This window comes from Ruegeria sp. EL01, from assembly GCF_900313035.1.
GTDB lineage: Bacteria > Pseudomonadota > Alphaproteobacteria > Rhodobacterales > Rhodobacteraceae > Ruegeria.
The window spans coordinates 659,205-680,979 of the sequence record NZ_OMPS01000046.1 but is presented as its reverse complement, the minus strand read 5'-3'; the positions used below and the strand labels follow the sequence as shown (position 1 = coordinate 680,979).

The following is a 21,775-nucleotide window of genomic DNA, read 5'->3' as shown; positions in this document are numbered from 1 at the left end:
TGACGARGSCGACCAGCTTCAGCCTTGCCCGAAATGCGGCGGCGCAATGGTGGTCATCGAGACCTTCACCCGCGGTCAGACCCCGCGATCCCGCGCGCCACCCTGGGAGGATGCCGCATGATCCAGCCCTCACACCTGGTTCCACCATCAGCAGGCACCGGACCAGTCGTTGCGGCCACTCCACCGAAACCCACGTTGCAGCAGGCCAATGGCAACAGCAAAATGACGATCCCGCGGCATGGGCCCAGAAAGATCAGCTGGCCGGCACGGATCGGTGTCGTCAGCCTCAAGCGTCATGGCATCCGCCAACCAAGCCTCGAGCCACTATCCCCATAGCAGCGAAAGCCGCCCGCGCTTTCCTCCTTGTCAGATTTATCGCCGCTGCAGCTCACGCTGACAGCAGCCACAAACCTTAGACAAGGCGGACACCGTAACGGGCGCCTCCAAAGGCAGTTTTATTGCTCCAAGGTCAAATCGCGAACGACACGAAACCCAGTCCAAGGCGACCAGTGGTTACTTGAAATGGCAACGCGTCGGGCGGGTCTTGCTAACTCTGCAATTCCGGCGTACCCACCTCCTTTCACTGAACGCTTGCAGTCTGGGCGGTCTGCGTCTACGGCCAAGTATTGACTGGACGTTTTTAAGCCGCGATGCGGTCCTTCTCCGCAGGAACTTGAGAATTCACCGGCGTTACCGGACATATGTCGGAGTCCCCAATCATTTGCAGCGTCGAGGTTGTCTACCGACAAAAGTTCTCTCGCACTTCCAAAATCATGTTTCCAAACACGTTCTCCATCCACAACTTCGATGCGGTAAACTGAAAAATTGGCCTGCTCTAATGTCAGACTATCGCCTTGCGCATACCTTGTTGTCGTGCCAGCGCGTGCAGCGTATTCCCATTCCGCTTCAGTCGGAACCCTGTAGACATTTGCCCCCACCTTTTTGTTGAGCCAAGACGTGTAGTCATTCATCTCGTAGTAGGTCATGCCAGTCATCGGGCTGCGTGGATGGGTTGCATGTGGTCCATTTGGAAGGCGAAACCTAACGCGTGTATCTGGGTTTGAAACACAATCGAAGGCACTGTTACACGAAGAATAGCTAGAGCGTGGGAGGTCCTTTTGTCCCATTTCGCAGCCACCGTCTTCAACGCAAGCAGTCCATTCTTCGCGCGTCACTTCGTTACGTCCCATTGCGATAGGCAGATCAATAGTAACCTGATGAGGCGGCACTTCATGTAGAAACGGGTTGACAGAATACTGGGGGTCATCCTGTTGGACAACGTCTCCACCTGCATAGTATCGCCTTAGACCCTCTTCAGGTCGATCTGGATCGATGCCAAGGTTGGAAAAGGACTGTCTGAGCTTCAATTCGTAGTCAGTTGGGTCGCGGTTCGTGGTTAAATAACTACTTAACCGCGCAGCATTCGCCTCTCGCACAGTTGAGCCCATTTGAAACTCACCCAACGGTAGAACTATCAGATCTGGGCAAACATCACAGTCTTGAAATACATCTAGCGCGTTCACCCTTTCGCCGTTCGCGGTGACATAAACCTCTTCAGCAGATGCAACGTCTCCAACTATTAAGAAAAATACCAGGCCCAAAATAGCAAGTGGATTATACATCAATTGTTCCTAAAAATCAGGTCAGATTACGCTGTACATACGAAAGTTGGCGTGCACTTCAAAGCTGATATTCACGTTATCCTGAAGCATTCGTTGCTATGGGCTCAAAGCGGTCATTGCGGTGTTCAATTGGACGGTTAGGCAGTATCCGACAAAAGAGAGAGTGGCTGCGGCGCACAATATCGCTATCGTTGAGCTTATTTGTTACGAGGTCTGTTTGCGCTCTGCAAGTGACGAAAGAAAGTGAGAGATCTCCGATGGTATGTCCCAAACCTCCGTATGTAGGCGCCTGCCTTTGTGGTGCTGTGCGGGTCAAAGTGACCGCGTCGCCGCTTTTGACCTTGGTGTGCCATTGTCGCGATTGTCATAAATTCAGCGCGAGCGCGTATTCTCTCACGACGATGTTTCCAAGCGACAGCTTCTCCTACACGGGCGAAGTGATCAAAGGCGGTCTCCATTCAAACGAGCGGGCGCATTACTTTTGTGCGTCATGCCTGAATTTCATCTATTCCCGGATTGAAGGGGCGGATTGGCGGGTTAACCTGCGGACATCGGTGCTGGACCAAGCCGCGTCGTTCGAACCGTTCGTGGAATTGATGACTGATGAAAAGATGCCTTGGGTGGATGTGTCCGTCGTTCACAGTTTCTCTCAGTTTCCTCAGTCACTCGACGACCTACAAACGCTTCTGGATGGCTACGCGAAGTGGTGGCAGAGGAGCGGAGCAGCGGATGATTCATAGTCGTGCCATTGCCACCGTCCGTCCAGTGTACGGCACTGGTCGACTTAGCCTCAGAACTGCCGATGGATCGTTTCCGGAACAAGACGGTCCGAGCCGCCTTGCGCCCGAAAGCTGATCGCTTGCGCCTGAGGGGCGGGATTGCTATCTCGGCCCAAGCCCGATGAAATTGATCGGGAAACACAACGGGGTCCCTTGGTGACAGAGAACGCAGCTCCTCCTCGGTTGGAAATTCGAAATCTGGTCGCCCGGTATGACGGGCGGGTCGTGGTGGATGATGTTTCCCTGACCGTGCAAGCGGGGCAGGTGACCTGTTTGTTGGGCCCGTCTGGTTGCGGAAAATCCACGACGCTGCGGATGATCGCGGGTGTCGAAATGCAGGAAAGCGGCCAGATCTACGCCGATGGCAAACTGATTTGCAACACTGTGTTTCGGGTGCCGCCCGAGCGGCGGGAAATCGGCTTGATGTTTCAGGACTTTGCCCTGTTCCCGCATCTGAGCGTGGCCAATAACGTGGCCTTCGGTCTGAAGGGCAGCAAGGACGCAAAACGCGCCCGTGTGGAAGAACTGTTGTCCAAGGTCGATCTGATGCGTTTCATCGATGGGTTTCCGCATCACCTGTCGGGTGGCGAGCAACAGCGTGTCGCGCTGGCCCGTGCGCTGGCGCCGCGTCCGCGCATCATGTTGATGGACGAGCCTTTCTCGGGACTTGATAACCGTTTGCGCGATGGTATCCGTGACGAAACGCTGGCCATTCTGAAGGAAGAAGACGCCGCCGTTCTATTGGTCACGCACGAGCCGGAAGAAGCGATGCGCATGGCCGATGAGATTGCCTTGATGCGCCGTGGACGTATCGTGCAGCAAGGCGCGCCCTACAATGTGTACACGCGCCCTGCGGACAAAGCTGCCGTATCATTCTTCAGTGATGTCAATGTGTTGAAGTCGCAAGTTAACGGAGCGTTGGCCGAAACGCCCTTTGGGCAATTTCTGGCGCCGGGTGTTCCAGACGGAACAGATGTCGAGATTGTCTTTCGCCCGCAACATATCAAGCTGGATTTCGACCGGAATGGCAAGGGTCCGTTGCCGACGGCCACGGATGGGGTTGCCGCGCGCGGTGTTGTCGAACGGGCGCGGTTCTTGGGCAATGAAAGCCTTGTGGAGTTCCGGATGGACTATGACGGCTCGATCCTCAGGGCGACGGTTCCGAACGTGTTTGTGCCGGGTCCGGGGCGGGTCATGTGGCTGACCATCCGCCGTGACAAGTGTTTTGTATTTCCGGTCTGACTGGGTTTGAGCCGCAGTTTGCGCCCGAGTGGTGCGCGAAAGCCGCAGATTGTGCCGGCCCGTCGCTTGCTGCAATGCGGGGGCGGGTCTATCAAGGGCCAAACGCGGGGTGGATCGGGCATGCGCATTCTTTTGACCAATGACGACGGGATTAACGCTCCGGGGTTGATCACGCTCGAAGCAATTGCCGCCGAACTGGCAGGGCCCGACGGCGAGGTTTGGGTGGTTGCACCCGCATTCGAGCAATCGGGCGTTGGGCATTGCATCAGCTATACACACCCGATGATGGTCGCAAAGCTGGGCGACCGACGATTTGCCGCCGAAGGCTCGCCCGCGGATTGCGTTTTGGCCGGGTTGCACGATGTGATGACTGAATGCCCGCCGGATCTGGTGTTGTCAGGTGTGAATCGGGGCAATAACTCGGCCGAAAACACGCTGTACTCGGGGACGATTGGTGGCGCGATGGAGGCCGCTTTGCAAGGTGTGCCCGCAATCGCCCTGTCGCAGTATTTCGGACCGCGCAATCTGAGACTGGACGACCCGTTCGAGGCCGCCAAGCGGTTTGGCGCCGATCTGGTGCGTCGTATTTTGGTTGCCACACCGGCCGAGCAGGGCGACTATCGTCTGTTCTACAACGTGAACTTTCCACCTGTTCCAGCTGATGAGGTATTGGGCACTCGTGTTGCGTCGCAGGGCTATCGCAGGGATACGCGCTTTTCGGTTGAGCCGCACAGCTCGCCCTCGGGGCGTCGGTTTTTGTGGATCAAGGGTGGTTATCAGCATAATCCAACCGCGCCGGGAACCGATGCAGCTGTCAATCTGGCGGGCTATATCTCGGTCACACCGATGCGTGCCGACCTGACAGCGTATGACACGCTGGAGGCGTTGAAGTCGATCGAATGAGCGGACTTGACCCGGAAACAGTGATGCAGTTCCTGTTCGCCCTGCGCAAGCGGGGCGTGACCGATGCGCGTGTGCTGGCCGCGATGGAGAAGATTGACAGGGGCCGGTTCGTCACTGGCCTGTTCGCGGACCGGGCTTATGAAGACATGCCGCTGCCGATTGCATGTGGTCAGACGATCAGCCAACCGTCAGTTGTGGGACTGATGACGCAGGCCCTGGATGTGCGCCCACGTGACACGGTGTTAGAGATTGGCACCGGATCGGGGTATCAGGCTGCCGTCTTGTCCAAGCTGGCGCGCCGCGTCTACACGGTCGAGCGTCATCGGCGTTTGGTCAGCGAAACCGGCAAGTTGTTCGGCGAATTGGGGCTGACCAATATCACCTCGATGTTGTCAGATGGGTCTTACGGTTTGCCCGAGCAGGCGCCGTTTGACCGGATCATTGTGACAGCCGCTGCCGAGGACCCGCCAGGACCGCTCTTGGCGCAGCTTAAAATCGGGGGTATCATGGTGTTACCTGTGGGACAGTCGGATGCGGTGCAACAGCTTATCAAAGTGACGCGCACCGAGGACGGTCTGGACTATGATGAATTAACGTCTGTTCGTTTTGTGCCTCTGCTTGAGGGGCTTGGGAAGGACGAGACGTAAAGGATGTTTCGAATTGAGTGCCGGAACCCCGGAAAACAGGGGCAGGTGTTGAGGACAAAAGTGATGAGAGCAGTTTCCAAATCAGCGATACGCCGCTGTGCGACTGGGGTCGCCGCGCTGGCGGTTCTGGCCGGGTGCGAAGGTCCGTTGGACTATGATCTGCGCGGCGAAGTCGGCGGGTTTTCGACATCTCCGGCGGCACATTCCGCAACCGCAAACCGGCCTGCGCCGGATGGGCGGGGCGTTATCACCTATCCGAACTACCAGGTGGCCGTTGCGCGCCGGGGCGATACGGTTGCCGATGTAGCCACCCGTGTTGGCCTGCCCGGAGGGGAGCTGGCGCGGTTTAATGGCTTGCAGCCCAATGACGGGTTGCGTGATGGCGAAATTCTTGCCCTGCCGCGATCGGTCGGTGGTGCCAGCGGCGTAGACATTGCCACGATTGCTGGCACAGCTATTGATCAGGCACCGGGTACCGGCGGTGTTCAGACGACGACTCTGCAGCCCGCCAAGCCCAAAGCCACCGCAGCGCCTGTGCAACCCGGCCCAGAGCCGACGCGGCACAAAGTGAAACGTGGCGAAACCGCCTATACGATTTCCCGCCTGTACAACGTACCTGTGGAGTCGCTGGCCGAATGGAATGGCCTGGGGTCAGATTTCGCAATCCGGGAAGGTCAGTACCTGTTGATCCCCGTTAAGAACCAGGCGGCACCGCAGCAGACCGCAGTGGTTGCTCCGGCCGCTGCGACAGAGGTGACACAGCCCGGGCAGGGGTCGCCAACGCCGACGCCGCCTAGCGCGACCCAGCCGCTCCCGGAAGAAAAGGTGGAGGCGGCGGAAGCGCCAGATGTCACGGCCGAGGCGCCCAGCAATTCAACCGGGTCAGGGGCGTTGTCTCTGCCGGTCTCGGGCAAGATTATCCGTACCTATGACAAGGGTAAGAACGAAGGCATCGATATCGCAGCTGCGCCGGGGACGTCCGTTCAGGCGGCCGAGGCAGGAACAGTTGCTGCCATCACATCAGACGCGGATCAGGTGCCAATCATTGTGGTTAAGCACACCAATGATCTGCTGACCGTGTACGCCAATGTCGAAGGGATCACCGTCAAAAAGGGTGATCGGGTGCGGCGCGGGCAGAAGATCGCAGCGCTGCGTGGTGGCGACAATGCCTATGTCCATTTCGAAGTGCGCAAAGGCTTTGAATCTGTCGATCCCGAGCCATACCTGAAGTGATCTCGGCGCGGCCTTTATCGTGCCACGTCGCTGATAACGCATTGAAGGAAATTACGTACCATCAGGCGGTTGGGTCATAGTCGCTCAACCGCTTTCCGGGTTCGTCCGCAAAGACTTCGGGCAATGGCGTTACGGTTTCGATCAGATCGATACGGAACACGCGGAAGCCATCTCGCAATTCGCACCAGGCGGTCAGTGTCCAGACCCGGCCCCAATATTCCATGTGCAGGGGGCGGATGACCCGATCCGTCAAAACACCGTCGATACGGCAATAGGACAAGCGTAGTTTTTGGCGGGATTTGATCGCTGCGCGGATCGGCGCCATATGGGCCAGCCCGCGAGCGGCATCTGCAAAGGGATAGACGGCGAATTTCCAGGTATCCGCCTCGGCTACGACCTGTGTCGGCAGCACAGCATCGATCTTGTCAGCAAGTGACCCCGCAGCCGCCTTCAGGTCGGGGTCGGCAGCCTCGGCCACAATGGCCATGCCAAGGTTCAGCGCCTCAAGCTCGGCCGGTGTCAGGTTCAGTGGGGGTAGGGTGATCTGCTCGCGCACCATGTATCCGACGCCGCGCTCACCCTCGACCGGAACGCCCGAGGCGACCAGCGTGTCCATGTCGCGATAAATGGTGCGGACTGACACCTCAAGCCGATCCGCAATGTCCCGCGCGCGGTGTAACTTGCCGTCGCGCAGGATCTGGATGATGTCGAATAGGCGATCAGTACGGCGCATACGCCTGCCTTTGGCGCGCCGCCCTGATCGTTATGATGTCATATTCCATAGCACATGCTCATGTCTGATCTGAACGCTGTCGGGTTGTATGGTGGCCATCAGGGCCGGTGCAAAATCCTGTTCCGGGAATTGCGCGGCGGCATCCTTCGCGGATTGCATGTCCTGCCAAATTACATAATCGGTCCATTGACCGTCCTCGCCCTTGCTAAGCTGGCGGTGCGCAAATCCAGGGGCTGCACGCACGAAATCTTCTGAGGCCTGACTGAGTTTCACGAACTCTTCCGAAGTGGTGCCATTGGCCAGTTTGAATGTGACAATTTCTGCGACGTGGGTCATCTGAGTCTCCGTTGACTTGGTTTCGATACCCTAGACCTAGTCACCTCCAACTGACATAAACCTGTCAGTTGGAAAAGGCGAGCCCCTAGAAAATGCCCAATCTCATCAATTTTGGGCCACCAAATGCCCCTGATCTCTTTCTGCAGAGCGTTTTGGGTCGTAAACACAACGCGAAAACATATTTCCGGCGCGCGTAGCGTCGACGCACTAGGAGAAAAGACATGCTTAACAATATCGGTCTGCCCGGCATCCTGCTCATTGCAGTTGTGGTTCTGGTCCTGTTTGGACGCGGAAAAATCAGTTCGTTGATGGGCGAAGTCGGCAAAGGCATCACTTCGTTCAAGAAGGGTGTCAAAGAAGGTGTGGAAGAAGGCGAACAGGAAGCCTCGGAACTGGCCAAAGACGTCACGCCGGAAACCGAAAAAGACAAGGTCTAAGTCCCAATGTTTGATCTGGGCATGACCGAGCTTCTGGTCATCGGCGTCGTCGCCCTGATTGTGGTCGGGCCAAAAGATTTGCCGGTGTTGTTCCGCAATGTTGGCCGTTGGGTTGGCAAGGCGCGGGGCATGGCGCGTGAATTCAGCTCGGCGATGAACGATGCGGCTGATGAGGCCGGTGTGAATGAGATCAAAAAGGGCCTGAATGCTGCGACCAACCCGGTCGGGAGCGCGATGGACGGCGTGAAAGAGGCCGCGCGAGACATGGCCAAAAGCATCGATCCTACCAAGTTTGACCCAGACAGCGAAACAGGCAAGCTCGCGGCCGAGCGGGCAGAACAGGCCAAGAAAATTCAGGCCACAACGGCCCGTGCCGCAGCTGAACGCAAGGCCAAGGAAGCCGCTGACGCACTGGCGAAGGCAGAAGAGGCCGAAGCCGCGCTGAATACTGAAAGCAAAACATGAGCAAGACCGACGAAATCGAGGATTCCTCGGCCCCTTTGATTGAACACCTGGCCGAACTGCGCACACGGCTGATCCGGTCCGTTATCGCGTTTGTTATTGGCATCGTGGTCGCGTTCACAGTTGCCGAACCGATCCTGCAATTCTTGGTGCAACCGATCGAGGCAACGCTTCGATCACTGGGTGATCCCTCGCCGACGTTGCAATACACGTCGCCGCAGGAATACTTGTTCACGCTGTTCCGGATTTCGATGGTGTTCGGGTTTGCGCTGGCGTTCCCGGTGATCTCGTACCAGTTGTGGCGCTTTGTGGCACCGGGGCTCTACAAGTCTGAAAAGGGTGCTTTCATGCCCTTTCTCGTCGCGTCACCGTTTATGTTCCTGCTGGGCGCCTCCTTTGCGCAGTTTGTCGTTACGCCTTTGGCGATGCAGTTCTTTTTGGGCTTTGCAGATGTCAGCTCGATTTTCGCCAACCTGCTGTCAGCCACAAGTGGCGATGTGCCCGAAGAAATCGTTGTTGTCCCTGAAACCACGGAAGGCGTGAAAATCACCTTCTTTGGCAAGGTCAACGAGTCCTTGGACATCACGCTGAAGTTCATCATTGCGTTTGGCCTGTGTTTCCAGTTGCCAGTGTTGCTGACCCTGATGGGCAAAGCCGGGCTAGTCAGTGCCGAAGGTCTGGGAAGCGTTCGAAAATACGCGATGGTAGGCATCCTTGTCTTGGCTGCGCTGGTCACACCTCCAGACGTGATCACTCAGATCATCCTGTTTGTCGTGGTCTATGGTCTTTACGAGGTCTCCATCTTCCTGGTGGCGCGTGTCGAGAAGAAGCGCGAAGAAAAACTGCGTGCTGATGGCTATTATGACGATGAAGCTGAAGCAGACGATGACCTGATGCAGGATTTCGAAGACGACAAGTAATCGCTCATTAAAATTGGATCAGGCGCGCCCTTGTTTGGCGCGCCTTTTTAATGCGCAGCCCTTGTTGTGCGGGATGGAACATGATTGAAATCCTGCAAAATACCCCGGAGGAGCCGATGGACGACCAAGCCCTGAACCGTATTGCCGACGCGTTGGAGCGTATGGCGCCAGCCCCTCTGGCCGCACCCGATTTCAACGCAGCGTCTGCTTTTGTCTGGCACGTGGACCCGGACAGGCTGGTGCCGGTTGCGCAGGTCAATCGGGTCGATCTGGATTTGCTGGTGGGCATCAATCGATCGCGGGACACTCTGCTGGACAACACGCGTCGGTTCGCGAGCGGGTTCAAGGCCAACAACGCGCTGCTCTGGGGCGCCCGGGGGATGGGGAAATCCAGCCTCGTCAAGGCGGTTCACGGCACGTTGCACGCCGACCATCCCGACCTGAAACTGGTGGAGCTGCAGCGCGAAGATATGGGCTCGGTCGCGCGCTTGCTGAACCACCTGCGCGCCGCGCCGCACCGGTTCATCCTGTTTTGCGATGACCTGTCGTTCAGCCATGACGACCAACACTACAAATCGCTCAAAGCGGTTCTGGATGGGGGGATCGAGGGCCGGCCCGAGAATGTAGTGTTTTACGCCACCTCAAATCGTCGCCACCTGATGCCCCGGGATATGATCGAAAACGAACGCTCCAGCGCGATCAACCCGTCCGAGGCGGTCGAGGAGAAGGTCTCTCTGTCGGATCGCTTTGGCTTATGGTTGGGTTTCCACCCCTGTGATCAGGACGAATACCTGGCCATGATCGATCGCTATTGCGGGGCCTATGGCGTCAGTGTCGATGCGAAAACTCTGCGGGCCGAAGCCATTGAATGGCAGGCTACGCGCGGTGCCCGCTCAGGACGTGTTGCATGGCAGTTTTTTGTAGATCTGGCGGGTCGCAACGGTGTCTACATCGCGTAACGCGCCACTTCATCTGGCCAAAAATATCCCCGCCGGTGGAATGGCCCAAAGGGCCATTCCTAGATCTTTGCCAGGACCTGAGCAGCTGCATCCGACGTGCTGGTCAGTGCATCGCGGTCTTCACCGGGATGAAACCGGGCCCGCACCGCCGTGGGCATAGGTGCAGGTTCGATGATCGAAACCCGGGGTCCGGTCCGCTCGGTTTCGGCCGCCCAGCTGCGTGCAAGGGCCATCTGGGCCGCCTTGGTCGCACCGTAAATACCGTAGAACTTTTCTCCTGCTTTGGGATCGTCAAAGAAGACGGCGTGCCCAGCCTCACCTAACAAAGGCGCAACATACGGGATCAGGATCGACGTTGCATTGGCGTTTGTATTGATTGCCTTGGCCCATTCCTTGGGGTCGACAAAATATGCGGGCGTCAGGGCCGAGGTATGGATTGCGGTGTGCAGCCACAGATCAATCTTGCCCCAGCGGTCATGAATGCCACGGCACAGGGTCGCCATGGCGTTGGGGTCCGTAATGTCCATCGGCGCAAGAGTGGCAGAGCCACCTTTGGCCTGAATGCGGTCATCCAGCTCTTCCAGCCCGCCGGTTGTGCGGGCCACGGCGACAACGTGATAGTCGGGCACCAGCGCCTCGGCCAAGGCTGCGCCCAGTCCGCGAGAGGCCCCGGTGACAAGGGCGATTTTGGTCTGATCGGTCATGACTGCGGTTTGACCCGCCGCACGCGGGGCGTCAAGACGCGATTAGCTGCCAGGGATGGCGATCCGCTTGGTTTGGCCGCTTTGTCGCAGCATGATGCCATGCTCATCAATGGCAACCACAGTGCCCGAGGCGACCCGGCTGCCGGGCTTAACCTCTTTCACGCGCCCCGATGACAGGCGCATCAGGGCATGCAGGTTTGCTTTCGGCCCAAATATTCCCAGAACCGAGACCGAATTCTTCTTCAGCGCGCCCTTTTGCGTGGCCGCGCTTTTTACAGTGGTGTTTGACATGAAGTGCGGTCAGGGCAGGGCCCCAACCCCTTTCGGTGAGTGGTTGCGCCCGTGGGCTATCAAACGGGGTTAGGGAACAAAAGACTGCCGCAGCGTCGCAAAATCTCTTGCGATACGGGCATTCTGGAACCCTTTGCAATGGTGTCCTATTTTGCGTGGCCTCGTGCGCGGAATTCTACCGGCGCCGGCAAGCGAGAGGGCGACAACGGCAATAAATGCCGTTGGTCCCAAGATCCAGACGCGTTGCGATTCGGCCAGAGCAGGTTTCTGGTGCCGCTGATTAACCCGAAGCGAGTTTGGCTGCGTTCCAGGAACCGCCCGGAACTTGCATGTCTTCCCGCTTTTTGCTGACGCGGGTGCTGTTTTCCAGGCTGTCCAGATAATCCGGGCTGACACTGCCGGTGATGTATTCGCCATCAAAACACGAACAGTCAAACGCCTCGATTTCTGGATTGCCTTCTTTGGCGGACCAGATCAGGTCGTCGAGATGCTGATAGAATAGGGCGTCCGCGCCCAGTTCTTCGCGGATCTCTTCGATCTCTTTGCCGTTTGCGATCAGCTCGTGTTTCGTCGGCATGTCGATGCCGTAGACATTGGGGTATTTGACAGGCGGTGAGGCGCTGGCGATGTAGACTTTCTTGGCACCCGCTTCGCGGCACATCTGCACGATCTTCTTGATTGTGTTGCCGCGCACGATCGAGTCGTCGATTAACAGGACATTGTGGTCTTTGAACTCCAATGGAACCGCGTTCAGCTTGCGCCGCACGGATTTCTGGCGTTCTTCCTGACCCGGCATAATGAAGGTCCGTCCGACATAGCGGTTCTTGACCAGACCTTCTCTATACGAGATGCCCGTGGCCTTGGCGACTTCCAATGCTACCGGGCGGGCACTATCGGGGACCGGGATGATCCGGTCGATCTCCAGCCCTGCGGCCTCGATTTGGCGCGCCAGTGTTTGGCCCATGCGCATCTGGGTTTTGTAAACGGACACACCGTCCAGCATCGAATCCGGACGCGCCAGATAAACGTATTCAAAGATACAGGGTGTCAGCTGACCGTCGACGGCCTGGAACGTGTGCATGTTGCCGTCCAGATCGATCAGAATGGCCTCACCCGGCTTGACGTCCCGCAGCTTGTCAAAGCCGTTGATGCCAAAGGCCACGTCTTCAGATGCAAATGCATAATCATCGCCTTCGCCGTCGACCTCACGCTTGGCGACCGACAGAGGGCGGATGCCATAAGGATCGCGGAAGGCCAGCATCCCGACGCCCGCGACCAGACAGATCACCGAATACGCGCCCTGAACACGCTCCATGGTCATTTTGACACCAGCAAAGATGTTGCGGATCGGGTCGGCGTTGCCGTTGACCTTGATCGCATCGGCCACCTTATCGGCCATCACGTTCAGCAGGATTTCAGAGTCCGAAGTGGTGCGCAGGTGACGACTGTACTTGCCGGTGACCTTCTCGCGCTGAGCGGCGGTATTTGTGATGTTGCCGTTGTGAACCAGATAGATACCGTAGGGCGCGTTGACAAAAAACGGCTGCGCTTCGGCCGCGCTGAGCGATCCGGCAGTGGGATAGCGAACATGACCAATTCCGACGTTGCCTTGCAGTGTCCCGGCGTCTTGCGCATTGAAGACATCCTTGACCAGACCATTGGCCTTTTTTTCGCGGAAGAACTCACCTGTGTAGGTCACGATGCCCGAGGCGTCCTGACCGCGGTGCTGTAACATCAACAGCCCATCATAGATTTCCGCAAAGACATCATGTGTCCGGCTTGCGATCCCCAAAATCCCACACATGTACGGGCTCCAACTTCTATGATTTTTTGACGCGAGGTTTGACCGGCCGTCGGGATCGGATCATTTGCACTAAGGGCGCATAACGTGTGATTTCTGCTGTTCCTGACGCCAACCAGGCGAACATCATAGCCGCGATGGCAAATGAAAACAGAAAGAACAAGATCGGTGGCTCCGATTCCGTGACGAGTTGGGTTCCACATACTGCCTAACTGCGGCGCTGTCATCAAAGGATCACAAACGCCTATTGCCGCAGGCCGCATTTGTGTTCGGCAAAGACACAGAACGAGGTTGGTGACATGTGCAAACATATATGCTGTCATGTCGATGCGTTGGTACAACTTACAATCCATGATCGCAGGCAGAGTGCAAATATGTGGCAAGACAAACCACCATATCGCAAAGAAGAAACGCCCAAGCGGCGGTGCCATCGGTGCAAAGGCATGGGGCGTGCACCCTGTCAGATCTGCAATGGTACAGGCGAGGTGATCAAAAGCCGGGATGTCTATGGCAACCCGATCCGCAGCCGCTGTGACGGGTGTTTCGGATTGAAATCGAGTCGTTGCACTGTTTGTGGCGGTGAAGGGTTCGTTTGACCATTGCGTAAGAAAAAGCCCGGTCGATGCCGGGCTTAAACGTAACCTTGGGATATCGGGTGATCAGCTGTCGGACGGTGCCGGTTCAGCAGGCGCCTCAGTCCCTGCGGTGCAGCTTGCCACCAGCTCTTCATACTGTTGTGTCACCCAGCCCAGAGCTTGCTCTGGGTTCTGCTCTTCGATTTGCGAGCTGAACTGTTCGAACACTTTGGCCGAGCGGCTTTCGTCAACGATGGTATAAGACTGACCCGTCATCACGGTGTCGTAGACAAAGAAGGCGATGGCCACCAACAAGATGCCTCGGGCGATTCCGAAGAAGAACCCCAGGGCCTGATCCAGCCCGCCAAGCGCCGAGCGCTGCACCAGAGACGAAAACAGCGGTGTGAAGATGCTGACCACGATCAGGGCAATTGCAAAGACGGCTGCGAAACCGGTGATCACCGACAATTCGCAACTGTCGCGCAGGAAATCTCCGACCACCGGGATTTCCTTGACCAGCGGAACGGCTTGTGGTGCGAAAATGAACGCCAGAACGGCCGCCGCGACCCAGCCTATGATGGCCATGACCTCGCGCATGAACCCGCGCGAATAGGCCAGCAGGCCCGACAGAACGATGATCAGGGCGACCACCCCGTCAATAATTGTAAAACCTTCCATGGCCCTCGCCTGTTCTTTTTTTGTGCGCCTCAGGACGCGACCTTAACCTGCTCCGAAGGTTTCGCCAACAAACCCTACCAAATCAGAGGGTCGGGTGAGTGTCAGACCTGCCACAGTGCCAGTTTTGCCACCTGCCGGAGCAATTGCAGCTGTGAAACCAAGTTTTTGCGCTTCTTTCAACCTGTTTTCGGTCTGCGGGGCCGGTCTAAGTGCCCCGGATAGTGAGATTTCTCCAAAAACAACGGTATCGACGGGCAAGGCTGTGTCTTCGCGGGCACTCAGTAGCGCTGCGGCCACAGCCAGATCCGCTGCGGGTTCGCTGATTTTCAGACCGCCGGCCACGTTCAGGTACACATCAAGCCCGGCAAAGGGGATGCCGCAGCGGGCTTCGAGCACCGCGAGGATCATCGCCAAACGCCCGCTGTCCCAACCCACAACGGTGCGGCGGGGCTGTGAATGCGGCGATGGGGCGACAAGGGCTTGCAGCTCAACCAGCACGGGGCGCGTGCCTTCAATGCCTGCGAAAACGGCAGACCCGGGGCTTGGTGTGCCGCGTTCGGACAGGAACAGGGCGGATGGGTTGGTGACTTGAGCCAACCCCTTGCCGGTCATTTCGAACACACCGATCTCATCCGCCGGACCAAAACGGTTCTTGACGGCGCGCAGGATGCGGAACTGGTGGCCGCGCTCACCTTCGAAATAAAGCACGGTGTCGACCATATGTTCGACGACGCGGGGGCCCGCGATCTGACCGTCCTTGGTGACGTGACCGACCATGATAATTGAAACCCCGTGTCGTTTCGCAAACGTGGTCAATTCATGCGCTGCAGCGCGAACTTGTGACACTGAACCTGGGGCGCTGTCGACATTGTCTGCCCACATGGTCTGGATCGAATCGATAATAGCGAGGCCGGGTTTTTCGGCCTCAAGCGTGGTCAGGATATCGCGCAGGTTGGTTTCGGCCGCCAGCTGCACCGGCGCATCCTCGAGCCCCAGACGCCGGGCGCGCATCCGAACCTGAGCGCTGGCTTCTTCACCCGAGACATAGATTGTTTTGACACCCTCGCGGGCAAACCGCGCAGCGGCTTGCAGCAGCAGGGTGGATTTGCCGATGCCCGGATCTCCGCCGACCAACAGGGCCGAGGCCGGCACAAGACCACCCCCCAATACACGGTCAAGTTCGTCCACGCCGCATAATGTGCGTGGTGGCGGGGCTTCTTCGGTCGCAAGATCGGACAGGACAATGGACTGGCCGCGTTTTCCACCCAAGGACTTCTTGGCTGGTCCCGCTGAAAGCGGTGCGTTCTGTACGATGGTGTTCCATTCACCGCAGGCGTCACAACGCCCGGACCAACGGGTATGTGTGGCGCTGCAGGCCGAGCAGGAGAAAGTTGTCGTCTTTGCCATGGCGCCCTTGGTGCCCGAGGATGGGCGGTTCTTCAAGCCCTTGCGGGCCTTCCTCACCGCCGGTGGCGCGCCGCGTCCTCAGGCCCTGCGGGCCATCGGGTGCGGCAGGCGCTGACGCGCCGTAGCGTCGATTAAACCGGAGTGTCCTTGGACTTGCTTTGGCGCTCGGTCAGGTAGCCCAGAAGGATCGACGCAAGGATACAGAGTGTGAACAGGTAGAGACCCCATGCGGTTTCGATGGTGGCGTAGGCAATACCCTTGGCCAGCGTGATGTAAAGCGCGATCAGGAAGATGTCGGCCATGGCCAATTTACCGAGAATGGTCAGCACAGGCTGAACACGCGGGTCCAGCAGGTTCCATTGGATCAGCGCGGTGCCGATGGTTTTGAGGTATGGCGCGAAGAGGGCAAAGGCGGTGACCACCAATGCGAGGAAGACGTCCGATTTCCAGAGGGATTGGAGGCCGGTTATCACGCTGATTTCGCTGAGCCCGAAGATTGGCAACAGGCCTGCGCGCATCAGTGGGGCAAACCACGCGATGGGGTAGAGGATCAGGAGGGAGAGGGTGGCGAGGCGTAGCATGGCTTCATACTTGGGTAATCACGAAGAACAATCCAATCAGAAAACACGCAAAATCGAGTTTCCATGTTCTTCCCGTCCAGTTGCGCAAGAATTGTTTACGCAAATACAGTCCCAAAACGAAAAAGGAAAAACCTAGTGCAATATTGAGCGCTGGGATTTGAGCGTTCCTTACCCAACTCAAGCCAAAGTAAGCCATCGCGATAAGCAACAGCGCAAGTGGAAACGCCAGAATGATATGTTTGGTTTTGATCTCGGAATCTGGAACGTCACCGGCACCCCAACCGAATTGTTGTCGGCGAATAAGAGCTTGGGCTTGGGCGAACTTGACTTTTGAGACGAGAGATTTTCCAAACATGGGAAAGATCCCTGATGTGGAAACCACCAAGCCAGTCAAATAGGCGAGGCCCAAAAGCCGGACGAAGTTAGAAACCTCAAGAAGGTTCAAGCCACTCATCAACGCACCGCCTCAATCGGCCCCTCAGCACTCCCGCTGATGAACTGTTCCATATAGGGATCACCCGACGCATCCATCTGACTAACGGACCCGGTCCACTGGATCACGCCTGCGTGCAGCATCGCCACGTTGTCGGCAATGGCGCGGACGGAACTCATGTCGTGTGTGATGGTCATCGCGGTTGCGCCCATCTCGGTCACGATTTCGCGGATCAGATCGTTGATGACGCCGGACATGATCGGGTCGAGGCCGGTGGTGGGCTCATCGAAAAAGATGATCTCGGGCTCGGCAGCGATGGCACGGGCAAGGCCCACGCGTTTCTGCATGCCGCCCGACAGTTCCGCAGGCAGGCGGTCAGCGACGTCGGATTTCAGGCCGACGCGGCGCAGTTTCTCGATGGCGATTTCGCGTGCCTCGTCCGTTGGGCGTTTCAGCGAGCCGCGAAGCAGGCGGAAGGCGACATTCTGCCAGACGGGTAGGGAGTCAAACAGGGCACCGCCCTGAAACAACATCCCGAACCGGGCCAGAAACGCGTCGCGGTCGCCGGATTGCGCGTCTTTGCCATCGACCAGGATTTTGCCGCTGTCCGGGGTGATCAGGCCCAGAATACATTTCAGCGCCACGGATTTTCCGGTGCCCGAGCCGCCAATGATGACCATCGACGTGCCCTTGGGAATCTCAAGGTTCATGCCTTGCAGGACGTGGTTGTCACCGAAGGCTTTATGTACGTTCTCCATCCGGATCATAGCGAGAAGAACACCCCTGTCAGAACAAAGTTGGCGGCCAGAATCAACACGGCGGCGGCCTCGACCGAGCCTTTGGTGGCGCGGCCCACACCCTGCGCGCCGCGACCCGAGGACATGCCGTAGTAGCACCCCATGATGGCAGCGATCAGGCCAAATGCCGCGCCTTTGACCAAGGACGAGACGATGTCGCGCAGTTCAAGGAAATCGACCGTGTTTTTCAGGTAGGTCGCGGGATTGAAGCCCAGGTTCTGGGTGGCGACCGTGTAGCCTCCGGCGATTCCGATGACGTCACCGACCGCGACCAGTGCGGGCACAGTGATCACCGCCGCCAGCACACGCGGGGCCGTGAGGTACTTCATCGGATGGGTCGAGAGGGTGACAAGCGCGTCGATCTGTTCGGTCACTTTCATCGTTGCTATCTCGGCCGCGATGGATGAGGTCACGCGTGCGGCGATCATCAGTCCAACCAGCACTGGCCCAAGTTCGCGCACCATGCCGATGGCCACGATCTGGGGCACCACGGCCTCGGCATTGAAACGGGCACCACCTGCGTAGATCTGCAACGCAAGGGCACCCCCTGTGAAGATCGCGGTCAGGCCGACAACCGGCAGCGACAGCCAACCTATGTTCAGCAGGGCCAGCCCGAACTCTCGCGGGTAGAATGGCGGGCGGATGATGTGGGAAATGGCGTCCAGCGCGAACAGGGCGACGCGCCCGAATGCGGCCAGCAAGCCCAGGACCGCGCGGCCCAATCCACCCAGCATTGCAACAGGCGTCATTCCACATAACCCCGTGAATAGCGTTGGCCGATCGAGGTCAGGATTTCATAGCCGATGGTGCCGGCGGCTTCGGCCAGGTCATCCACGGTTTGATGGCCGTTCAGGATACGCAGGCGATCCGGGTCGTGGGGCAGATCGGTGACGTCCACGGTGATCAAATCCATCGAAATACGTCCGACGACCGGGCAAGGCTGATCGCCCGAAAATGTATCGATTCCACCGCCGATAGCGCGATGCAGACCGTCGGCATAGCCTGCTGCGACGGTTGCGATGCGTGACGGGCGTCGCGCGGTCCAGGTGTTGCCGTAGCCGACGGTTTCACCGACTTCGACGGCGCGCACCTGAATGACTGGCAGATCAATGGTGATGACCGGTTTGGCCCCTGCAAATGGCAACCCGCCATAGAGACCGATGCCGGGACGGCAGAGGTCAAAGTGAAACGCAGATCCCAGCAAGGTGCCGCCTGTTGCCGCCAGCGATCGGGGCACTGACACGCCTTCGGTCATCTCGCGAAACGTCCTGAGCTGTTGCTGGTTCATCGGATGATCCGGCTCGTCCGCGCAGGCCATATGCGACATGACAAGGCGAGGGTTCAACGCCTCTGCCTTACCGCGCAGTTCGGCCCAATCGGCAGGCTCAAACCCGAGACGGTTCATGCCGCTGTCCAGCTGGATGCCAAACGGATGATCGGGCAGCGCTTGCAAATGGCGCTGGAACTGTTCCGGAGAGTTGATCAGCGGTGTCAGGTCATGGGCCCGCAGCAGATCAGTGTCGCCCTCCATATGACCCGAGAAAACTCCGATCATCGGGCCGGGGCCCACAGCCTTGCGTACGGCAGCGCCTTCTTCGGCTACCGCCACGAAGAACGTGCGCGCACCTGCTTCGGCCAGTGTGGACGAAACCGGCCCGGCACCCAGGCCATACCCGTCGGCTTTGACCACGGCTGCGGTTTCAACTTCGGTGGTCGCATCAAGAGCCCGCCAATTGCTGGCGAGTGCTTGAAGGTTGATTTTTAAACGTGCGGTACTCATGGCACTGTTCATGACATCGGAGCCTTCGAGGTCAAGGGGGAAGAGGCGGTTTATCAGGGGATTTCCGTGCGTCATAAGCAACTTCTGGCTTGAGACGGGGTTAATCTACCTGGTTATTGGCATTCTGATCGAATGTGGTGGTCATTGGTTTTGCGCCCGCCGAGGTCACACTGGACCGCAATGGCGGTTGTTCACGTCATGTTGGAAAGTAACCGATCCTATGCGAGCATCGTAGACGGCTATGGGGTATATGTTGAAGCCATACGGTGATTTAAAGTTTGCGCGACGAAAACGAGCTGCAATCGGAGAAACATGCGATGAAATGCGTTGAAGGATATGCAGGGTTTGAAGGTGAAATCCCAAACCTTTTCCAAAGCACTTTTGCCGCATCCGAGGGGGCCGATGAGGGGCAGATCATCCGCAGGTTCGTCGATGATCTGATGGCAACGACGCCAGATACGGATCTGTTTGTCTATGTCGCGTTTGATAAAGGCACCTTGCTTGGGTGTATCTTCTTTTCGCGGCTAGAGTTTGCCGGAGATGCACGCCGGGTCTGTTTGTTGTCGCCGGTCGCCGTTCGAACAGATCGGCAGCGGGCAGGGGTGGGGCAAAAATTGATCGCTTGTGGGTTAGATGACCTGCGCGGAAGAGGGTTCGATATTGTAGTGACCTATGGAGATCCTGAATATTACCGAAGAACCGGGTTTATGCCTGTTTCTCAGGATGTTGTACCTGCGCCATATCCGCTGAACCATCCGCATGGATGGCTGGGTCAATCGCTGCATGGGTCGGACCTGACACCTGTGCCGGGTCCGTCGCGCTGTGTTCCGGCTTTGAACAAGCCGGAGCTTTGGTGATACGCCGGTTGACGGTGATCAGTACCCTTCGATTTGACTGTCTTGCTGCCAGGGCTTGATCAGGTTGCCAAAGCGGGTGAACTGGGCCTCGAATGACAGATCCACCGTACCGATGGGGCCGTGGCGCTGCTTACCGACAATCACTTCGGCCTTGCCATGCAGGCGTTCCATGGCCTGTTTCCACTCTTCCATCTTATCCAGCTCGTGATCACCGGGCTTTTCGCGTTCTTTGTAGTATTCTTCGCGGTATACGAACATCACCACGTCGGCATCCTGTTCGATCGAGCCTGATTCCCGCAGGTCGGACAACTGCGGGCGCTTATCGTCACGGTTTTCGACCTGACGCGACAGCTGGGACAACGCGATCACCGGAATCTGCAACTCTTTGGCGATGGCTTTCATACCCATCGAAATCTCGGCAATTTCGTTCACACGGTTCTCGGCCATGCCCCGGCACAGCTGCAGATAGTCGATCACCAGCAGGTCCAGCCCATGGGTCCGTTTCAAACGCCGCGCACGGGCGGCCAGCTGCGAGATCGGCAGGGCGGGGGTATCGTCGATAAACAGAGGACAGGCTTCCAATTCCTTGGCGGCGTCCACGAAACGGCGGAACTCGGCCTCGGTCATGTCACCCTGACGAATCTTGTGCGACGAAATCTCGGATGCTTCGGCCAGAACACGGCCTGCCAGTTGTTCGGCGCTCATCTCGAGTGAGAAGAACCCAACGACGCCACCATCAATCGCGCCCTCGCTACCGTCGGGCTTTTGACCACGTTTGTAAGCCTTGGCCACGTTGAACGCCACGTTGGTCGCCAGCGAGGTTTTCCCCATCGACGGACGTCCGGCAAGAATGATCAGGTCGGACGGGTGCAACCCGCCCAACTGCTTGTCCAGATCGGCCAGACCGGTTGAGATCCCCGCCATGCCGCCACCGCGCTGGTACGCCTCGTTGGTGACGTTAACGGCTTCTGTGACCGCCTTGAGGAAGGACTGAAACCCCTGCTCGGTCTGGCCCTGCTCGGATAGCTGATAAAGCTGCTGTTCGGCCTCGACGATCTGTTCCTTGGGTTCGCTCGACACTTCGACACGCGCCGCTTTGTCCGAGATGTCGCGGCCCAGTCGGATCAGCTCGCGTCGGATCGCCAGATCATAGATCATCTGGGCATAGTCATGCACCGCAAAGGCACTGATCGAGGCACCGGCCAACTTGACCAGATAGGCCGGTCCGCCCAGTTCCTTCAGGCCTTCATCCTCGGCCATGAAAGACTTCAGCGTGACCGGTGAGGCCAGCGTGTTCTTGGCGATACGGGTCGCGGCGACCTCGTAAATGCGCGAATGGACCGGATCATAGAAATGCTCCGCCCCGATAATCGAAGCGACCCGGTCATACAGGTCGTTATTGGTCAGAATCGCACCCAGAAGCTGTTGTTCAGCCTCAATGGAATGCGGCATGGTCTCGGCGTTCTGAATTTGCGCCGCTGCCTGCTCGATACTGCTGATCTCGTTCATACTGCCCCCGCTGCCATTCGGCGGTTCTACACGTGATGCCCCGGTTCAAGCTATCTGCAAATGAATGGGGGTAAGTCGGGATAACTGCC

General features: G+C 57.9%; 25 protein-coding genes. 11 read left to right on the top strand and 14 right to left on the bottom strand.

What is annotated here, in order from left to right:
• Window positions 1–117 precede the first annotated feature (117 nt).
• Window positions 118–336, top strand: coding sequence for a hypothetical protein (locus D9K61_RS27090; protein ID WP_162946747.1), 219 nt, complete (start codon window positions 118–120; stop codon window positions 334–336).
• Window positions 337–455: 119 nt separating this feature from the next.
• Here D9K61_RS27090 and D9K61_RS23720 read toward each other — a convergent pair whose 3' ends face one another.
• Window positions 456–1,622, bottom strand: a complete 1,167-nt coding sequence (locus D9K61_RS23720; RefSeq protein ID WP_120635620.1) for a formylglycine-generating enzyme family protein — start codon at window positions 1,620–1,622, stop codon at window positions 456–458.
• Between the two features lie 98 nt (window positions 1,623–1,720).
• Between D9K61_RS23720 and D9K61_RS23715 the strand changes: the two genes are divergently transcribed.
• The 5 genes from D9K61_RS23715 (at window position 1,721) to D9K61_RS23695 (ending at window position 6,426) form a co-directional block, all read left to right on the top strand.
• Window positions 1,721–2,362 (top strand): GFA family protein, encoded by a 642-nt coding sequence (locus D9K61_RS23715; protein ID WP_371688491.1) that lies wholly within the window; start codon window positions 1,721–1,723, stop codon window positions 2,360–2,362.
• Window positions 2,363–2,557: 195 nt separating this feature from the next.
• Entirely contained in the window at window positions 2,558–3,643 is a 1,086-nt protein-coding gene (locus D9K61_RS23710; protein WP_254055846.1) for an ABC transporter ATP-binding protein, read from the top strand.
• A gap of 120 nt (window positions 3,644–3,763) precedes the next feature.
• Entirely contained in the window at window positions 3,764–4,546 is a 783-nt protein-coding gene (gene surE, locus D9K61_RS23705; protein ID WP_120635698.1) for a 5'/3'-nucleotidase SurE, read from the top strand.
• Window positions 4,543–5,193: a protein-L-isoaspartate(D-aspartate) O-methyltransferase gene (locus D9K61_RS23700; RefSeq protein ID WP_120635618.1), complete on the top strand. Its 651-nt coding sequence runs from the start codon at window positions 4,543–4,545 to the stop codon at window positions 5,191–5,193. Before surE ends, D9K61_RS23700 begins: the two co-directional genes overlap by 4 nt.
• Window positions 5,194–5,256: 63 nt before the next feature.
• Window positions 5,257–6,426 (top strand): M23 family metallopeptidase, encoded by a 1,170-nt coding sequence (locus D9K61_RS23695; protein ID WP_120635617.1) that lies wholly within the window; start codon window positions 5,257–5,259, stop codon window positions 6,424–6,426.
• Window positions 6,427–6,487: 61 nt separating this feature from the next.
• On the opposite strand, the gene D9K61_RS23690 is transcribed toward D9K61_RS23695, so the two are convergent.
• Both D9K61_RS23690 and D9K61_RS23685 read right to left on the bottom strand, forming a co-directional pair.
• Entirely contained in the window at window positions 6,488–7,159 is a 672-nt protein-coding gene (locus tag D9K61_RS23690) for a YafY family protein (protein WP_120635616.1), read from the bottom strand.
• 30 nt (window positions 7,160–7,189) lie between these two features.
• Entirely contained in the window at window positions 7,190–7,495 is a 306-nt protein-coding gene (locus D9K61_RS23685; protein ID WP_120635615.1) for a hypothetical protein, read from the bottom strand.
• Between the two features lie 221 nt (window positions 7,496–7,716).
• Here D9K61_RS23685 and D9K61_RS23680 point away from each other — a divergent pair, with 221 nt between their 5' ends.
• The 4 genes from D9K61_RS23680 to D9K61_RS23665 all read left to right on the top strand — a co-directional run bounded on the left by D9K61_RS23680 (window position 7,717) and on the right by D9K61_RS23665 (window position 10,273).
• Window positions 7,717–7,932: a twin-arginine translocase TatA/TatE family subunit gene (locus tag D9K61_RS23680; RefSeq protein ID WP_120635614.1), complete on the top strand. Its 216-nt coding sequence runs from the start codon at window positions 7,717–7,719 to the stop codon at window positions 7,930–7,932.
• Window positions 7,933–7,938: 6 nt separating this feature from the next.
• The gene (gene tatB / locus D9K61_RS23675) at window positions 7,939–8,397 is read left to right on the top strand and encodes a Sec-independent protein translocase protein TatB (protein WP_120635613.1); all 459 of its coding nucleotides are present in this window, start codon (window positions 7,939–7,941) and stop codon (window positions 8,395–8,397) included.
• The gene (locus D9K61_RS23670; protein ID WP_120635612.1) at window positions 8,394–9,314 is read left to right on the top strand and encodes a twin-arginine translocase subunit TatC; all 921 of its coding nucleotides are present in this window, start codon (window positions 8,394–8,396) and stop codon (window positions 9,312–9,314) included. The genes tatB and D9K61_RS23670 overlap by 4 nt, the downstream gene beginning before the upstream one ends.
• Before the next feature lie 116 nt (window positions 9,315–9,430).
• The gene (locus D9K61_RS23665; protein WP_120635697.1) at window positions 9,431–10,273 is read left to right on the top strand and encodes an ATP-binding protein; all 843 of its coding nucleotides are present in this window, start codon (window positions 9,431–9,433) and stop codon (window positions 10,271–10,273) included.
• A 59-nt stretch (window positions 10,274–10,332) separates the two neighbouring features.
• On the opposite strand, the gene D9K61_RS23660 is transcribed toward D9K61_RS23665, so the two are convergent.
• The 10 genes from D9K61_RS23660 to alr form a co-directional block, all read right to left on the bottom strand.
• Window positions 10,333–10,977 (bottom strand): SDR family oxidoreductase, encoded by a 645-nt coding sequence (locus tag D9K61_RS23660; RefSeq protein WP_120635611.1) that lies wholly within the window; start codon window positions 10,975–10,977, stop codon window positions 10,333–10,335.
• Window positions 10,978–11,019: 42 nt separating this feature from the next.
• On the bottom strand, window positions 11,020–11,268 hold the full coding sequence (locus D9K61_RS23655) for a hypothetical protein (RefSeq protein WP_120635610.1): 249 nt from the start codon (window positions 11,266–11,268) through the stop codon (window positions 11,020–11,022).
• Between the two features lie 280 nt (window positions 11,269–11,548).
• A complete protein-coding gene (gene purF, locus D9K61_RS23650; protein ID WP_120635609.1) occupies window positions 11,549–13,072 on the bottom strand; it encodes an amidophosphoribosyltransferase in 1,524 nt (507 codons plus the stop codon).
• A gap of 656 nt (window positions 13,073–13,728) precedes the next feature.
• Window positions 13,729–14,322: a CvpA family protein gene (locus D9K61_RS23640; protein ID WP_120635607.1), complete on the bottom strand. Its 594-nt coding sequence runs from the start codon at window positions 14,320–14,322 to the stop codon at window positions 13,729–13,731.
• A gap of 42 nt (window positions 14,323–14,364) precedes the next feature.
• Entirely contained in the window at window positions 14,365–15,729 is a 1,365-nt protein-coding gene (gene radA, locus D9K61_RS23635) for a DNA repair protein RadA (protein ID WP_120635606.1), read from the bottom strand.
• Window positions 15,730–15,860: 131 nt separating this feature from the next.
• Window positions 15,861–16,310, bottom strand: a complete 450-nt coding sequence (locus D9K61_RS23630; RefSeq protein WP_120635605.1) for a paraquat-inducible protein A — start codon at window positions 16,308–16,310, stop codon at window positions 15,861–15,863.
• A gap of 4 nt (window positions 16,311–16,314) precedes the next feature.
• The gene (locus D9K61_RS23625) at window positions 16,315–16,764 is read right to left on the bottom strand and encodes a hypothetical protein (RefSeq protein WP_120635604.1); all 450 of its coding nucleotides are present in this window, start codon (window positions 16,762–16,764) and stop codon (window positions 16,315–16,317) included.
• Window positions 16,764–17,510 carry an ABC transporter ATP-binding protein gene (locus D9K61_RS23620; protein ID WP_120635603.1) on the bottom strand — a complete coding sequence of 249 codons (747 nt, stop codon included), beginning with the start codon at window positions 17,508–17,510 and terminating at the stop codon, window positions 16,764–16,766. The genes D9K61_RS23625 and D9K61_RS23620 overlap by 1 nt, the downstream gene beginning before the upstream one ends.
• On the bottom strand, window positions 17,507–18,289 hold the full coding sequence (locus tag D9K61_RS23615) for an ABC transporter permease (protein ID WP_120635602.1): 783 nt from the start codon (window positions 18,287–18,289) through the stop codon (window positions 17,507–17,509). Before D9K61_RS23615 ends, D9K61_RS23620 begins: the two co-directional genes overlap by 4 nt.
• Window positions 18,286–19,320 carry an alanine racemase gene (gene alr / locus D9K61_RS23610; protein WP_120635696.1) on the bottom strand — a complete coding sequence of 345 codons (1,035 nt, stop codon included), beginning with the start codon at window positions 19,318–19,320 and terminating at the stop codon, window positions 18,286–18,288. Before alr ends, D9K61_RS23615 begins: the two co-directional genes overlap by 4 nt.
• 278 nt (window positions 19,321–19,598) lie before the next feature.
• On the opposite strand from alr, the gene D9K61_RS23605 reads away from it, so the two are divergent.
• Window positions 19,599–20,177, top strand: coding sequence for a GNAT family N-acetyltransferase (locus D9K61_RS23605; protein ID WP_216825843.1), 579 nt, complete (start codon window positions 19,599–19,601; stop codon window positions 20,175–20,177).
• Window positions 20,178–20,195: 18 nt separating this feature from the next.
• Here D9K61_RS23605 and D9K61_RS23600 read toward each other — a convergent pair whose 3' ends face one another.
• On the bottom strand, window positions 20,196–21,686 hold the full coding sequence (locus D9K61_RS23600; protein ID WP_120635601.1) for a replicative DNA helicase: 1,491 nt from the start codon (window positions 21,684–21,686) through the stop codon (window positions 20,196–20,198).
• Window positions 21,687–21,775 lie beyond the last annotated feature (89 nt).

What these genes read in the sequence shown, in the direction of transcription:
- D9K61_RS27090 (WP_162946747.1), top strand. Translation starts at nt 118, where the DNA reads ATGATCCAGCCCTCACACCTGGTTCCACCATCAGCAGGCACCGGACCA.
- D9K61_RS23720 (WP_120635620.1), bottom strand. Translation starts at nt 1,622, where the DNA reads ATGTATAATCCACTTGCTATTTTGGGCCTGGTATTTTTCTTAATAGTT.
- D9K61_RS23715 (WP_371688491.1), top strand. Translation starts at nt 1,721, where the DNA reads ATGGGCTCAAAGCGGTCATTGCGGTGTTCAATTGGACGGTTAGGCAGT.
- surE (WP_120635698.1), top strand. Translation starts at nt 3,764, where the DNA reads ATGCGCATTCTTTTGACCAATGACGACGGGATTAACGCTCCGGGGTTG.
- D9K61_RS23700 (WP_120635618.1), top strand. Translation starts at nt 4,543, where the DNA reads ATGAGCGGACTTGACCCGGAAACAGTGATGCAGTTCCTGTTCGCCCTG.
- D9K61_RS23695 (WP_120635617.1), top strand. Translation starts at nt 5,257, where the DNA reads ATGAGAGCAGTTTCCAAATCAGCGATACGCCGCTGTGCGACTGGGGTC.
- D9K61_RS23690 (WP_120635616.1), bottom strand. Translation starts at nt 7,159, where the DNA reads ATGCGCCGTACTGATCGCCTATTCGACATCATCCAGATCCTGCGCGAC.
- D9K61_RS23685 (WP_120635615.1), bottom strand. Translation starts at nt 7,495, where the DNA reads ATGACCCACGTCGCAGAAATTGTCACATTCAAACTGGCCAATGGCACC.
- D9K61_RS23680 (WP_120635614.1), top strand. Translation starts at nt 7,717, where the DNA reads ATGCTTAACAATATCGGTCTGCCCGGCATCCTGCTCATTGCAGTTGTG.
- tatB (WP_120635613.1), top strand. Translation starts at nt 7,939, where the DNA reads ATGTTTGATCTGGGCATGACCGAGCTTCTGGTCATCGGCGTCGTCGCC.
- D9K61_RS23670 (WP_120635612.1), top strand. Translation starts at nt 8,394, where the DNA reads ATGAGCAAGACCGACGAAATCGAGGATTCCTCGGCCCCTTTGATTGAA.
- D9K61_RS23665 (WP_120635697.1), top strand. Translation starts at nt 9,431, where the DNA reads ATGGACGACCAAGCCCTGAACCGTATTGCCGACGCGTTGGAGCGTATG.
- D9K61_RS23660 (WP_120635611.1), bottom strand. Translation starts at nt 10,977, where the DNA reads ATGACCGATCAGACCAAAATCGCCCTTGTCACCGGGGCCTCTCGCGGA.
- D9K61_RS23655 (WP_120635610.1), bottom strand. Translation starts at nt 11,268, where the DNA reads ATGTCAAACACCACTGTAAAAAGCGCGGCCACGCAAAAGGGCGCGCTG.
- purF (WP_120635609.1), bottom strand. Translation starts at nt 13,072, where the DNA reads ATGTGTGGGATTTTGGGGATCGCAAGCCGGACACATGATGTCTTTGCG.
- D9K61_RS23640 (WP_120635607.1), bottom strand. Translation starts at nt 14,322, where the DNA reads ATGGAAGGTTTTACAATTATTGACGGGGTGGTCGCCCTGATCATCGTT.
- radA (WP_120635606.1), bottom strand. Translation starts at nt 15,729, where the DNA reads ATGGCAAAGACGACAACTTTCTCCTGCTCGGCCTGCAGCGCCACACAT.
- D9K61_RS23630 (WP_120635605.1), bottom strand. Translation starts at nt 16,310, where the DNA reads ATGCTACGCCTCGCCACCCTCTCCCTCCTGATCCTCTACCCCATCGCG.
- D9K61_RS23625 (WP_120635604.1), bottom strand. Translation starts at nt 16,764, where the DNA reads ATGAGTGGCTTGAACCTTCTTGAGGTTTCTAACTTCGTCCGGCTTTTG.
- D9K61_RS23620 (WP_120635603.1), bottom strand. Translation starts at nt 17,510, where the DNA reads ATGATCCGGATGGAGAACGTACATAAAGCCTTCGGTGACAACCACGTC.
- D9K61_RS23615 (WP_120635602.1), bottom strand. Translation starts at nt 18,289, where the DNA reads ATGACGCCTGTTGCAATGCTGGGTGGATTGGGCCGCGCGGTCCTGGGC.
- alr (WP_120635696.1), bottom strand. Translation starts at nt 19,320, where the DNA reads ATGAGTACCGCACGTTTAAAAATCAACCTTCAAGCACTCGCCAGCAAT.
- D9K61_RS23600 (WP_120635601.1), bottom strand. Translation starts at nt 21,686, where the DNA reads ATGAACGAGATCAGCAGTATCGAGCAGGCAGCGGCGCAAATTCAGAAC.